A 14,292-nucleotide genomic window follows, 5' to 3' on the forward strand; every position below is an offset into this window, starting at 1 on the left:
ATTGAGAATTATGAGATTTGCAGATATACCGGGGCAACAGAAAATAAAAGAAGAGCTTATTACAAGTGTAAAGAACAATAAGCTTAGCCATTCAATTATGCTGGTGGGGAATGAAGGTTATGGTGCTTTACCGCTTGCACTTGCACTTGCCAGCTATATCAATTGTGAAAATAAAGGAGAAAGAGATTCCTGTGGCGAATGTCCATCGTGCAGAAAATCGGATAAAATGATTCATCCTGATATTCATTTTACGTTTTCGACATATTCCGATTCAGGCGGAAAGCAATTCCTGAGTGAAAAATTTATTCCGCAGTGGCGTTCGGCAATTGAAACAAATCCCTATATGACTGATTTAGACTGGCTGACATTTATTAATTCAGGAAACAAGCAAGGGAATATTTATATCGCTGATTGTCATCAGATTATTAAAAATCTCAGTTTAACCACCTATGAAAGCGGAGCCAAAATACAAATCATCTGGCAGGCACAAAATCTTGGGAATAATGCCAATTCTCTTTTAAAAATTATAGAAGAACCATCACCAAAGACTTATTTTATTTTTATTGCCCCCTCAACAGATAAAATATTGAGTACCATTTTATCAAGGACAAGAGTTTATTCATTGCCACCCTTTAATCCGGAAGACATCGAAGCAGAGTTAAGAAAACGGAGTGAGGATGAGACATTTATAAAAGAAATAGCGCTAAGGGCAAATGGTGATATGAACGAAGCTTTAAAACAACTCGGTAATATTGCTGACAATGATAATATGATGGAGAAACTAAGAAATTGGTTTTTGGAATCATATTTTATGAAACGAGTTGAGCTTTATAAAACGATAGGAAATTTTTCAGAAATGAGCCGAGAGCAGGCAAAGGAATTTCTGAATTATGCATTGAGAATTATCAGAGAATCAATAGTTCATCAATATGATGATAAAAAATTAAGTCATTTTTCACACAAGGAATCTGAATTTTTACAAAAGTTTGGTTCGTTGATAAAAGGGAAAAATGTTTACCAAATGGTGGAAGATATTAACCAGGCAATGTATCACATCGAGCGTAATGCCAACATAAAATTTGTGTTCTTTCATTTATCTTTGCAATTTTATAAATTATTCGGAGAAGGACAAAAGAGCGAAAGGAAAGAAGAATGACAAGCAACAAGACACTACAAAGATGGATGGTCAGCAGGGAAGAGTGTAAATACTGCTGCAATAAATTATCGACATTTGACTGGCAGGAAGAATTAAAATTCACTAATAATCAATATATACCAGAGTTTGTTGAAGTAAGATTCAAAAGCACTAAGAAACTAATCTGCAAGAATATCAACAAATACAGAATTCACACCGGAGATATACTGGTGGTTGAATTTCCAACTGGTAATGATGTCGGGATCGTAAGTCTGGCCAGCCCCCTTGTATATCGTCAGATTAAAAAGAAAAACATTGATATTGAGCATTATGAATTTCCTAAAATTCTCAGGCATGCAGGAGAAAAGGACAAGCAGATATGGCAGGAAAATATCAATAAGGAATATGAAGTTTTGTTGAAAGCAAGAAAGATTGCCGCTGACCTGAAACTACAAATGAAATTGGATGATATTGAAATTCAGTCGGATGGGAAAAAGACTACTTTTTACTATACAGCTGAAGGGAGGGTTGATTTCAGAGAATTGATTAAGGTATATGCGAGGGAGTTTAAGACAAAAATTGAAATGAGGCAGATTGGTATAAGACAGGAATCAGGACGGGTAGGTGGTATCGGAGATTGCGGTCGTGAATTATGCTGTTCGTCATGGCTGACAGAATTTAATTCGGTACCGACTATTGCTGCAAAACAACAAAATCTTTATCTGAATCCCTCCAAATTATCTGGTCAGTGTGGGCGTTTAAAATGTTGCCTGAATTATGAACTGGATGCCTATTATGAAATTTATGAGAAATTTCCGTCAGAAAACACTGTCTTAAAGACCAAAAATGGAAATGCTGTTGTATTCAAGCTGGATATTCTCAGGGAAATCATGTATTTCACTTATGAAGACAGCCGGGAAGTGGAAGTCGTTCCGGTTCATATTAATCAGGTAAAACAAATCATGGAGATGAACAAAAAAAATATTTACCCCGATCTTGCAGAATACAAGGCTGAAACAAGTAAAAAGAATAATGATTCAGAATTTGACCTGAAAGATGAGTATTTTTAGAAACAAAATATGGATTTTAATCGGACTTTGGGTGTTGCTGCTGATGGGTTGTGGCAGGGGGATTATTTATACCCGCTATATTAAAATTGATAACTTCGTCTGGAATTTTAACAAAAAGATTGAATTCAAGGTTAATATAAAAGAGACTGACAAAAAATACGAGGTTTTACTGCACATTCGTAATGCAAGCCAATATCCATACAGCAATATCTGGATTAATGTATCTGGTGTTGATCCCGATGCTAAAAATATCTTTACCAGAAAATATGAATTCACTCTTGCTGACGAAAGTGGCAGATGGTTGGGAAAAGGTCTTGGAGATATTATTGATAATCAATTTATTATAGTTGAAGATTTTTCGGCAGAAAAAACCGGCACCTATTCTTTTATCGTAAACCATGAAATGAGGGTTGACAATGTACCCGGAATCATGGATATTGGATTGACAGTGAGAGAGAAAAAGAATAAAGATTAAGCGTCAATATTGGCGTAGCGTGCATTTGTCTCAATAAATTCTCTTCTGGGTGCTACGTCATCGCCCATTAAAATAGAAAAAATCCTATCGGCTTCAGCAGCATTTTCAATGCTAACCAAACGTAAAACCCTCTTTTCCGGATTCATGGTTGTATTCCATAATTGTTCTGCATTCATTTCGCCAAGACCCTTATAACGTTGCACGTAAACAGAGCCATCTTTTCCACCGGAATTCAGTTCACTCAGGATTTTATCCCTTTCATCGTCTGACCAGCAATAAACTTCATCTTTACCCTTACGAATCAGGTAAAGCGGAGGAGTGGCAATGTAAACATAACCATATTCGATAAGCTCTTTCATATAACGGTAAAGGAGAGTGAGAATCAAGGTGGTAATATGGCTGCCATCCACATCGGCATCGGTCATAATGATAATTTTCTTATAACGAAGCCTGTCAATGTTCAAAGCATGGCCATCTTCGGCAGTACCGATGGATACGCCCAAAGCGGTGAAGAGGTTTTTAATTTCTTCGTTATCGTAAATTTTATGTTCAAGAGCCTTTTCGACATTAAGGATTTTGCCTCTGAGAGGAAGAATGGCCTGAAATCGTCTGTCTCTTCCCTGTTTGGCTGTTCCGCCAGCTGAATCACCTTCAACGAGAAAGATTTCACATTCGTCAGGGTCGTTTGAAGAGCAATCGGCAAGTTTACCAGGAAGTCCGGCTGAGTTGAATCCGTTTTTTCGCTGAACCATTTCGCGTGCTTTTCTGGCTGCATGTCTTGCCTGAGCCGACAAAACCACTTTGTTGACAATGGCTTTGGCTTCTTTGGGGTGTTCATCCAGGTAAGTCATCAGGGCATCTGAAATAAAGCTATCGACAGCTCCAAGGGCATCTGAATTCCCCAATTTAGTTTTTGTCTGTCCTTCAAACTGTGGCTCCTGAATTTTAATTGAAATAACAGCTGTTAGGCCTTCTCTGAAGTCATCCCCACTGATCTCAAATTTTACATTTTTCAGCAAACCTTCTTTTTCAGCATAATTTTTAAAGACCCTTGTCAGTGCTTTTCGGAAGCCAGAAACGTGTGTTCCGCCTTCTATGGTGTTGATGTTGTTTACATAGGAATGAAGATTCTCATTATAGGAAGTATTGTACTGAAAAGCAACGTCAATCGGAATGTCATTTTTAATTCCACTGAAGCTGATAGGTTCAGGAATGAGTGATTCACGGTTAATATCGATAAAGGTAACAAATTCACTCAATCCACCAAGTGAAAAAAATTCCTCAAATTGTTTTCCATTGCCATTCTCACTTTCTCTTTCGTCTTTCAATGTAAGACGCACCCCTTTGTTGAGAAATGCAAGCTCTTTTAGTCTTGTTTTTAATGTATCGTATTTATATTCAGTGGTTTGGAATATAGAAGAGTCGGGTTTAAACCACACATAAGTTCCTGATTTTTCGGTAGTTCCATTTTCCTTTACCGGGTAAAGCGGTTTTCCTTTTTCATATTCCTGAACGTAAATTTTTCCCTTTCTGTAAACCTCTACTTTCAGTTTTTCAGAAAGTGCATTGACGCAGGAAACACCAACACCATGCAAACCACCTGAAACCTTATAGGAATCTTTATCGAACTTCCCGCCTGCATGTAAAACAGTCATGACTACTTCGAGTGCTGAGCGCTGTTCTTTGGGATGTATTTCAACGGGGATACCACGTCCGTTATCTTCAACACTGATAGAGTTATCAGGATGAATAACAACGTTTATTTCGGTACAAAATCCAGCTAAAGCTTCATCAATTGAGTTGTCAACCACCTCATATACCAGATGATGAAGGCCTCTCTGACTAATATCTCCAATATACATAGCAGGTCTTTTTCTGACCGCTTCAAGACCTTCAAGAACCTGAATATTTTCTGCCGTATAGTTGTTTACAAATTCCTCTGCAACTGCCATTTAATTTAACTTAAAAATTCGTTGTAAAATTAGGTTTTTTTGCAAAAATCCGTATTTTTTTTTCAGGCATTTTATCAACAAAATTCAAGCCGAAAAATTATTTGTAAGTATTAGATTATCAGTCTTTTACATATTTCGTCATGAATATTTTGCACTTGTGTTTTTACGTGTGCCAAATCGCCTGAAACTATCACAAAATCAGCATATTGTGATTTTTCCTCATCATTCATCTGATTTTCCATTCGTTTTAAGATTTTTTCGCGGCTCAGTTTGTCTCTTTCTGCGATGCGTTTTATTTTTTCTTCTTCATTGGCAACAACACAAATTAACAAATCAAGCGTTTTATAAAGGCCGGTTTCGACAAGCAAGGCGGATTCAATAATGACATAAGGATAATTGTTCTTTGACAGACACCAATGTTGAAAATCTTCAATTACAAACGGATGAACGATGCTGTTGAGTGTTTTTAACTTTTCGGGATTGTTAAAAACTTCTTCAGAAAGGTATTCCTTGTTGAGCACATTATTGATATAGGATTTTTCTCCGAAAGTACTGATGATTTTATTAATCAGCTTTGAGTTTGTATTCATTAATGATTTTGCCTGAATATCAGAATAATATACAGGAATTCCAAGTTCTTCAAAAAATTCACAAACCTTTGTTTTACCTGAGCCTATTCCTCCGGTAATGCCAATTTTCTTCATTGCACTTTTTTAACGACAAAGTTGACATATTCAGGAGAAAACCTGATGTTTTTAATCAGGGTTTTATCATAATCTACAATTACTTTAACCTTGTTGCCCTGAATGAGTTTTTTGTTTTCAGGATTTGTAAAAGCATGAAAATGAGAAGGATTAACCTGATTGAAGCTGCTAAGGGTAGCCTGAAAAGTAACTGAAATTTTATCAGGAATGATGAGATATTTTTTTAGAGCGGAAGGAGGCATATTAATGTCAAGCCGGAATGTTCCTTCAGTCAGCTGTTCAATTTTCTGAGAAACGACAACTTTTTCAGTGTTAAGTTTAATGAGCGGATTTTCAGGCTTTTTCAGCAGGATGGAATCACTGATATCCTGATAAACGTCTGTATATTGCTTAAAATGAGTTGATATGGAAGTAATTTCCCTGACTTCTTTTTCAGGGCCTTTAATTTCAACAAATCTTGGATTGACATGAAGACTATCAACAGGATAATAATGTTTCCGGTAATTGATTTTAATATCAGGAACAACTGAAACCTTTTTACTGAAGAAATTATCATAATCAAGGTAAATGACAGTAGGGCTGACACTAATAATTGAAATTTTTTCAACTCCTTCAGGTAAAAAATAGCGTAAGTTATATTCGGATAATACAATGTTTTTCTGATGGTTTTTAAGGTTGATAGTTAAGGAATGGTCTTTTCTCCAGTTTTGCAGCTTAATTAAATCCCAGCCTTTTGCCTTGATTTGCAAGACAATTTCGTTTGGAAGTGGTTTACTTAAAACCTTATCTTCAGGATAATTGATATAATTCAGTTTAATCTGAACAGTAACCTTGTAGTTTTCATCCAGAGACTGGATTATCCAGATAAAAAAAGCAATGACAACACAAACTAATAAAACAATCCATCCGGGTCGATCGCCTGAATCATTTTGTTTTTTAATAATGTGGTCAGGATTGATTACCAATAAATATTAGTTTTTATCATTTTGGTTTAATACCCTTGATGCTTCCATTGAAACTGCATCTTTTTGAATGGTAATTCTGACATTGGGGGCTATTTCAATCACGAAGTCTTTATCCTGCACTTCAACGATTTTTCCATGAATACCACCAATGGTAACAATTTTATCGCCTTTTTTAATTTGTTCTTTGAAGGCTCTTTGTTCTTTGGCTTTTTTACTTTGAGGCCTGATCATGAAAAAATAAATAATAACCAGGATTAAAATAAATGGTAACAAAGAAGTCAGAGGGTTTGATTTCTGCCCGGGTGTTGTCTGAGGGGCCATCAGTAAAATAAAATTCAATAAATTCATCATAATGTTTATCTGTTAGTTATGTTTCCTTTAATATAGATTACGGTTGAATTGGGAATTGTGTTGGCATAAACAGTAACATCTTTGTTGAATGTACCGCTTCTGCCTTTGCTGTCAAAAGTAACGTCAATATAGCCTGATTCCCCGGGTTTAATGGGTTTTTTGGGAAAATCAGGTACTGTGCAGCCACAGGATGGGATACAGTTTGAGATAACAAGGTCGGCTTTGCCTGTGTTGGTAAATTTAAATGAAAATGACACTTTTGAGCCTTCAATGATGTTTCCGAAATCGTGTATGGTTGTTTTAAATGTCAGCTCAGGTAATTTTTCCTTTTTTGCTCCTGATGATGCTGAATTGGGATTTTTAATCAGGTCAGGGGTAATTTTATCCTTCTTGTTCGTTTGGGAGCATGATATGAAAACAGCTATTGAAAAAATCAGTATTATTTGTGAAACAGTTTTCATCTAAGTGCTATTTTTGGGGGCAAAGATACATGAAATCGCATTCATTTGTCAATAAGGCCAATCCCTTTTTTATTTATTTTTCCCTGACTGTTTAAATCTTTGACCAGATTGTCGAGTACTCCGTTGATAAAATTCTTGCTCCCATAAGTGCTGTAATTTTTTGCCAATTCAATGCATTCATTAATGGTTACTTTGACGGGAATGGTTTCAAAATATAGAATTTCTGAAAGGCCGATATAAAGAATGATTAAGTCGAGGAGTGGCAGGCGGGAGGGTTCCCATTTCTGTACCTTGCTTTGGATGAGTTTGTCAAATTCCGGTTGATTCTGAATACAAACATGCAGTAATCTTTTACCGAAGTCAATATTTTCATTTTCATCATTGGACAGTGAAATGATTATGTCAGGATTTGTCAGTTCCTTCGCAAGTATTTTTAATGATTTGACAGCCATGTTGACGGCCATTTTTGCATCATCAGGCCAGTTGATAAAGATGTCTTCAATGTGAGAATCAAGCAGATTGAAATTGATGGTGTAGTATTTCAGGAAAAAAGAAAACAGTTCCAGATCGGTTTGTATATCGTCTTTATCGTTATGAACATATTCCCGGTAGATTTCATTGTTTTTAAGGTCAACGAAAACCTTTCTGAGAATTTCGATATGATCGGGACTAAAGAAAACAGCATTTTTCCGGCAGGCTTCATCAAGTGCAGAATGGTTGTTCAATGCTGTAATCAGGGAATTTTTATAAAAGCGTGAATTGGGATTTAATTGCCTGACACCTGGAATATTCGACTGAATTTCGTCATCGTATTTTTCAGCAAAGGAAGTGATTTCTCGCAGGAGCAAAAGAAGGTAGAGGTAAACCCTGTAAAGTCGTTCAATGTTGTCGAGTAATTCTTTTTCGTAATGAGAAATATTGTTCTTTTCATCATTAATATAATAGGAGTAGAGTGCCTGCATCACTTTAATCCTGACATGGTGTCGGTTGAGCATAAATTAAAATATCGTTTTTACAGTTGAACTTTTCACTGAAAATTCACTGCAAAGGTAGGGATTAATATGTCTCCGCCAATAAATAAATGTAATTACCTGATTATTAGTGGAATATTTTTAATACCCTTTTCTCCTGAAACAGACACAATATAAATTCCTTTTGCCAGATTGCCGGTATTGTAAGTAAAGTTGTTGTTTCCCCGGATTAAATCATGTTGCTCTCTTAAAATTACGGAGCCATAGATATTGATAATTCTGATTTGAATTATTTCAGGATAATCAGCGTTTAATGAAACTGTAAAGGTGTTTGAAGTGGGATTGGGGAAAATTGAAATATCTGGTAACTTATTGTTTTCATTCATCGATTCAATTCCGCCAAATGGTAAACGGTTTGATTTGGAAGAACAACCATACTGGTTGGTAACTACAACATGATACCAGCCTTTTTTAGTCACAAAATAGGCCTGGCCAACAGCATTAGGAATGAGGGTATCATTACGATACCATTGATTGCCCGTCATCACATTTGAAACAAAAAGAGAATCAGTTTGTTTTGTAATGACAGGAACAGGTGGTTTGGGATAAACAGTAACCACAAGCAAATCGGATGAACCACTGCACCCCGCACCGTTTGAAACAAACAGCGAATACGTGCCTTCTTCTTTAATTACTATTTGTTTTTGTGAGGATATTACAGTTGTTCCCTTTTTCCATTGATATTGAGGAAAGTTTTCAAGAGGATAGACCACCAGACTGTCTCCCTGACACAAAGTTTTATTTCCTGAAATGTTTAAAGTCGGGGAAAGTGAGCCCAGCGTAATTTTTATTTCATCACTGGTTCCTTTGCAGGGGCCTGAAATAACCTCCAGTTTATAAGTTCCTGAATCATAAATGGTAAGTGATTGCTTGTTGGGGCCTTCTATAAATTTGGAGCCGTTTTTATACCAGATATAATTATCAAATCCGGATTGTCCGACCAAAATAGCACTGTCTCCTGCACAGAAAGACTTTTTTGTGGGTATTAAAGAGGGTTTTAATGTATAAACGTTGATTTTAAACGTATCGGAGTAACCAATACAAAGATCATTATTTTCAACCTTGAGATAAACGGTAGCGGATTTGTCAACGGTAATACTTTTGGTGGTTTCTCCGGTTGACCACATATATTTTTTATAACCATCAGGAGCAGTCAGTGTAAGCTGATCTCCCTTACAGAATGTGGTTCCCCCCGAGAGTGTAAGATTTACTTTATAGGGATCGCAAATCACTATTTTACGGATGACATGGTTGTTAAAATCAGCGGCATAGACAAAATGATAATCTTTAGGGTCAACCACCATCTGCCTGATAGAGTTAAAACGAGCAGCTGTTCCCGTGTCGTTGACATAACCTGTGGGGCCATTGTGATAGGGTGATCCAGCAAATATTGACCAGTTGGTTTTGTCATAACGGATGATTCTTGCCAGATCGCTGATGTAGAATATTTTTCTGCTATCCTGAATTACATCACTCGGATTCCAAAGCGGAGGGAATGACAGCACAGTCGAAACCTTTCCGCCACTTATTTTTCTTAATTTTGAATTGCCCCATTCAGCCACATAAATGTCGCCATTATCATCAATACTTACCCCAACCGGATACCAGAATTTTGCGCTCAGGGCATTGCCATCTTCATCTCCTGAAACACCGGGAGTTCCGGCAATGGTTGTTACATATCCAAGTGTATCAATTTTACGGATGACATGGTTATTTTTATCGGCAACATACAGATTCCCAAATTTGTCGCTGCAAACATCAGCGGGTTCGTCAAACTGAGCTTCAAGCCATTTCCCGTCCTTATATCCCGGATATCGTGTCAGGCAGTTAGGATTGCCAGGACCCGGGGCAGAAAATTTTCCGGCTTTTACGTCACACCAATGAGCCTGGCCGACTTGTCCCTGGTAGGGATCAATTTTACGGATGACATGGTTCCCCTGATCTGCCACATAGATAGTATCTCCTTTTCCCACGCATATTCCGGCCGGATTACTAAATCTTGATGCTGTAGCTGCAGCATTCTTGAAACAATCCTGTTCAAACCCTCCTGCTTTGGTATAAACCTGTCCGTTAGGCGTAATCATTCTGATGGTATGGTTCGACCACTCCGACACCCAAAGGTTTCCCCAACTATCGAAAGCAAGCCCACATGGATTGTAAAAATAAGCATCTAAAAGTGGAACACTTGTAGCATTTTGTCCTGATGTATCCGGATGCCCGGCATAGAGGAGTACTTGTTGAGCTCGTGAAGAAATAGCAAAGAATATGAGAATAATGAAAAGGTAAATATTTTTCATGCCTTTTTATTTAAGGATTTAACCATTAGAAATCATCCACAAAAATAATAAATCAGAAAGCATTATTATAATGCTTAAGAATAAAAATAATATACCTGCGACAATTTATCAGCGGAGCGGATATTTGTCAAAAATTCTGTTTGCCTTCATCAGAATATCAACGTATTGAGCACGTTTGTAGGCATAAGGATCTTTAATATACTTTTTTGACATGGAGCCACGGAATTCATCAGGGGAATTGTATTTTTTATCGTCCATCCATTTTTCAATGTCTTCAAGCATTTTTGCTACATAAGCCGGTTTGTGTTTATAAATAGTGCTGACCACCTGAACACAGTCAGCTCCTGCAAGCATGGTTTTTATCACGTCTTCACCTGTATAAATTCCTGTATTACAGCAGATTGAAGCATTTATATTTCCATGTAAAAGTCCGGCAAAGCGGATGGTCAGCCTGTTTTCATCAGGGTCACTGAGGTTATATGGGAAAATCATTTCACGGGTCTGGATATTGATGTCCGGCTGAAAAAGTTTATTGAACAGAACAAAGCCTTTTACGCCCTCCTGATCCATTTTTTTAATTAAGTTGAGCGGATTGGAGTAAAATGGGCTTAATTTAACACTAACGGGTATTTTGACTGTTTTCAGTATTTCTTTGAGGACAGACAGTTGTTCATTTTCAATTTCAGCAGGCTCTTTATTGAAATCGGAAGGTACCCAAAAAAAATTAAGCTCAAGTGCAGCTGCTCCGGCTTCTTCAAGTTTTTGAGCGTATTCGATCCATGTGTCAGTAAATGTACAGTTCAGACTGGCAATTAATGGAATATTCAGACTATCTTTTGCCTTTTTAAACATCAGCAGGTGTTCCTGCGGGCCGGCATGGGCAATTTCAGGAAATAAACTGATCATTTCTGCATGCCGGTCACTATATTCTTTTAACTGAAGGTCAAATTCAAGCTCTTCCAGTTGAACCTGCTCTTCAAACAGTGATTTGTAAACAATTGCTGAAGCTCCTGCATTTTCAAGTTCTTTCAGTATTTTGAGATCAGTAACCAGATTGCTTGCTCCAATGATAATAGGATTTTTTAAGTTTAATCCCAGATATTTAACATTCAGGTTGGCCATATTCAGAGAAAATTTTATTTTTAAACAATAGAGGTATAAAATATATCCTTACAAAGATAGGAAAAAAATAAACACTCCAAAATGCTGAACCTTTCCTGATGAATAAATTAAAGTTAAATTCTACATGTTAAAATATTCTGTCAAGAAAACCGGTTTTGTGATTTTTCATTGATTATCAGCCGTCTGTAAAGTATTTTAATTCAGGTGAATAAGATTATTTACCTTTGAATTCTTTTTAAAATTACAGCAATGAATAGATATTCAGACTCATTGAAGAATTTTCTGGAAGGATTGGCCGATAAGGAAAAAGCCATACAAATGGAAAAATACATGAAGAATAAAGTTCAGTTTTTTGGCGTTCCTTCAGATTTACGGGAAGAATTTTATAAAGATTATATGATAATTCACGGTGTCCCAGATGATAAGGAACTTTTGCTTATTATCAGGGACTTATGGGAACAGCCGCAACGTGAATATCAATACTTTGCAATGGAGATGTTACGGAAACTTAACCGCTTTGCCAACACTGAAAGGCTCGAACTGTATGAATTTATGATTGTAAATCGTTCATGGTGGGACACTGTTGATTTCATTGCTTCCAATCTGGTCGGACCCTTTTTTCTGAAATATCAGGAAATGAAAGAAGAATACTGCAAAAAGTGGATGCAGTCGGGAAACATATGGCTTCAGCGGACAGTATTGCTATTTCAGTTGAAATATAATGAGAAAACAGATACCGCACTACTTAGCCGGGCCATCTTGGAACTGTCCTCGTCAAAAGAGTTTTTTATCAGGAAAGCAATTGGCTGGTCGTTAAGGCAATATTCAAAAACCAATCCTGACTTTGTATCTGATTTTGTTGAAAAAAACAAAGAAAAACTGTCGCCTCTTAGCAGAAAAGAAGCCTTGAAAGTGATAAACAAAAAAAGGATGGATTAAGAATAACCCATCCTTCAGATGTAATGAGTGGAATATCAATACTTTAGCACACGAATAGTTTTAAAATATGATGCTGTTTCTACCTGAATCAGATAATACCCTTCGGGTTGATCCGATAAATTGATAGAAAGTTGTTGACGGCAGATATTTTCTGTTGAAGTAATCAGTTTTCCTGTCATATCAAAAACTTTGACACCTGTAATATTTTCTCCGGAGCTTAGATAAAAATTGTCATGAACCGGATTGGGATAAACGGCAATAAGTATTTCATTTTCAGGAACAGAAACATTGTGAAGAACCCTAAATCCTTTTGTCAGCATGAACATACCCTCAATGTCGGTGGTAATGACGATATCATAATAGCCCAGTTCAGCATTTTTCGGAACTGAAAAGTAAATATTGACAACAGTATCATTTACAACAAGCTGTGAGTCAATAGCAAGAAGATTAGTGGACGGACTTATTATTTCAATTTTCAAAAGTTTTGCACGGGTAAATTTTGTTCCTGAACAATTTATTTTCATTGTCAGGTTGTTTTGTCCGTAATAGGCACTATCGGGATCCACGGATTTGATAAGAGGTATAACGGGAACAGGAATAACTTCAAAAGCATTGGTGGCGAGGAGAGTACCTTCAGGTGTATTTTGCAGGCGTGCATTGTACATACCTAAAGCTGCATTGTTGGGTATGGTTACAGAAGCATTGAATGAAGTGTCATTAATAACGGTGATGCCAGTTGCATTAAAGTTTGTTCCTCCTTGTCTGAAGATGTTCAATGTCAGATTGGTGGCTTTGGTCAGCGTGGTGTTGGAAGTATAAACTGTGATAGACATGGTAGCTCCGGGAGTACCGCGTGAGGGAGTGATATAACGAATTTGCGGAGCTGTTGGCGGAAGCAATATTTCAAATGACTGAGGCAGTGTAAGATTTCCGTGGATGGTTCCGGAAAGTAAAACGCCATATAATCCTGCCTGAGCATTGGTGGGAATGGAAAAATACCCTATTGCAAGTGAATCATGAATTATTTTGGTAGAATCAGGGTTGATAAACTGACCGCCTCCACGGGTCAGCCTGACCATTTGATTGCTACCCTGTGTAAAGGTTACATTTTTACCATACACATAAATGGCGACTTTTTGCCCCTGATAGGCTTTTGTAGGATTGATTTTTGAAATCTGAGGTGAAGTAGGGGAAATGATAATGGTAATGGCTTGCGGTAAAGTCAGATTTCCGTCTGCTCCGCCTCCAACGATTAGATTGTACTGACCTGTTGTGGCAGTTGGTGCAATGGTAAAGTAAGCATAGAGAAGGGTGTCATTTTTAACCTGAACAGAGTCGGCATTAATATTCTGGGCGTTAAAGTTCAGGCGGACAGTTGGCTTATTTCCTTTTGTAAAATTGGTTTTTGTGGCAAATATTTTCACCAGATACTTTTGTCCCTGAACCAATGTATCAGGATCGGCATGGAGAATTCGTGGCGGGTTAGGATTAACAATAATCGTAAATGACTGTGGAAGAGTGAGCTGACCGTCAATCGAGTTACTAACTCTCACATCATACAAACCGGTTTGCACAGCGGTGGAAATGGTAAAGTCAGCTATCATGGCCGTATCATTTATCCTCGTTATTGCATCAGGATTAATGGTTGTATTTGGAGACATGAACAGGGAGACATTTAAATTAAGCCCTGAGTCAAAATGAGTATTTATTCCAAGAATTGTTACGCTGACTTTTGTTCCCTGAATGGCTGTATCAGGGTCAACGGAAAATATTTTGGGAGCCTTTGACGA

At 37.1% G+C, this 14,292-nt stretch carries 13 protein-coding genes; 4 read left to right on the forward strand and 9 right to left on the reverse strand.

Annotated features, from left to right (window positions below):
* Window positions 1-10: 10 nt before the first annotated feature.
* From GX437_09630 to GX437_09640, 3 genes are read left to right on the forward strand one after another with little or no spacing between them, the layout of a single operon-like run.
* Complete coding sequence (locus GX437_09630) at window positions 11-1,156, forward strand: hypothetical protein (GenBank protein ID NLJ07916.1); 1,146 nt, start codon at window positions 11-13, stop codon at window positions 1,154-1,156.
* Window positions 1,153-2,205, forward strand: a complete 1,053-nt coding sequence (locus GX437_09635; protein ID NLJ07917.1) for a hypothetical protein — start codon at window positions 1,153-1,155, stop codon at window positions 2,203-2,205. Before GX437_09630 ends, GX437_09635 begins: the two co-directional genes overlap by 4 nt.
* Window positions 2,192-2,680, forward strand: coding sequence for a gliding motility lipoprotein GldH (locus GX437_09640; protein NLJ07918.1), 489 nt, complete (start codon window positions 2,192-2,194; stop codon window positions 2,678-2,680). The genes GX437_09635 and GX437_09640 overlap by 14 nt, the downstream gene beginning before the upstream one ends.
* Here the strand turns inward: GX437_09640 and gyrB are convergent.
* The 8 genes from gyrB to GX437_09680 form a co-directional block, all read right to left on the reverse strand.
* A complete protein-coding gene (gene gyrB / locus GX437_09645) occupies window positions 2,677-4,632 on the reverse strand; it encodes a DNA topoisomerase (ATP-hydrolyzing) subunit B (protein ID NLJ07919.1) in 1,956 nt (651 codons plus the stop codon). The two genes, GX437_09640 and gyrB, sit on opposite strands and share 4 nt — an antisense overlap.
* Window positions 4,633-4,742: 110 nt before the next feature.
* Complete coding sequence (locus tag GX437_09650) at window positions 4,743-5,336, reverse strand: dephospho-CoA kinase (protein ID NLJ07920.1); 594 nt, start codon at window positions 5,334-5,336, stop codon at window positions 4,743-4,745.
* Window positions 5,333-6,301, reverse strand: a complete 969-nt coding sequence (locus GX437_09655) for a hypothetical protein (protein ID NLJ07921.1) — start codon at window positions 6,299-6,301, stop codon at window positions 5,333-5,335. The genes GX437_09650 and GX437_09655 overlap by 4 nt, the downstream gene beginning before the upstream one ends.
* 6 nt (window positions 6,302-6,307) lie before the next feature.
* Window positions 6,308-6,622, reverse strand: a complete 315-nt coding sequence (gene yajC, locus GX437_09660; protein NLJ07922.1) for a preprotein translocase subunit YajC — start codon at window positions 6,620-6,622, stop codon at window positions 6,308-6,310.
* Between the two features lie 35 nt (window positions 6,623-6,657).
* Window positions 6,658-7,113, reverse strand: a complete 456-nt coding sequence (locus GX437_09665) for a DUF1573 domain-containing protein (GenBank protein NLJ07923.1) — start codon at window positions 7,111-7,113, stop codon at window positions 6,658-6,660.
* A gap of 41 nt (window positions 7,114-7,154) precedes the next feature.
* Entirely contained in the window at window positions 7,155-8,108 is a 954-nt protein-coding gene (gene nusB / locus GX437_09670) for a transcription antitermination factor NusB (protein NLJ07924.1), read from the reverse strand.
* Window positions 8,109-8,200: 92 nt separating this feature from the next.
* A complete protein-coding gene (locus tag GX437_09675) occupies window positions 8,201-10,441 on the reverse strand; it encodes a T9SS type A sorting domain-containing protein (GenBank protein NLJ07925.1) in 2,241 nt (746 codons plus the stop codon).
* A gap of 108 nt (window positions 10,442-10,549) precedes the next feature.
* Entirely contained in the window at window positions 10,550-11,563 is a 1,014-nt protein-coding gene (locus tag GX437_09680) for a dihydroorotate dehydrogenase-like protein (GenBank protein ID NLJ07926.1), read from the reverse strand.
* 249 nt (window positions 11,564-11,812) lie between these two features.
* Here GX437_09680 and GX437_09685 point away from each other — a divergent pair, with 249 nt between their 5' ends.
* Window positions 11,813-12,502 carry a DNA alkylation repair protein gene (locus GX437_09685; GenBank protein NLJ07927.1) on the forward strand — a complete coding sequence of 230 codons (690 nt, stop codon included), beginning with the start codon at window positions 11,813-11,815 and terminating at the stop codon, window positions 12,500-12,502.
* 35 nt (window positions 12,503-12,537) lie between these two features.
* On the opposite strand, the gene GX437_09690 is transcribed toward GX437_09685, so the two are convergent.
* A partial coding sequence (locus GX437_09690; GenBank protein NLJ07928.1) for a T9SS type A sorting domain-containing protein occupies window positions 12,538-14,292 on the reverse strand: 1,755 nt, incomplete at its 5' end.

Source organism: Sphingobacteriales bacterium (genome assembly GCA_012517435.1).
Classification (GTDB): Bacteria; Bacteroidota; Bacteroidia; order CAILMK01; family JAAYUY01; genus JAAYUY01.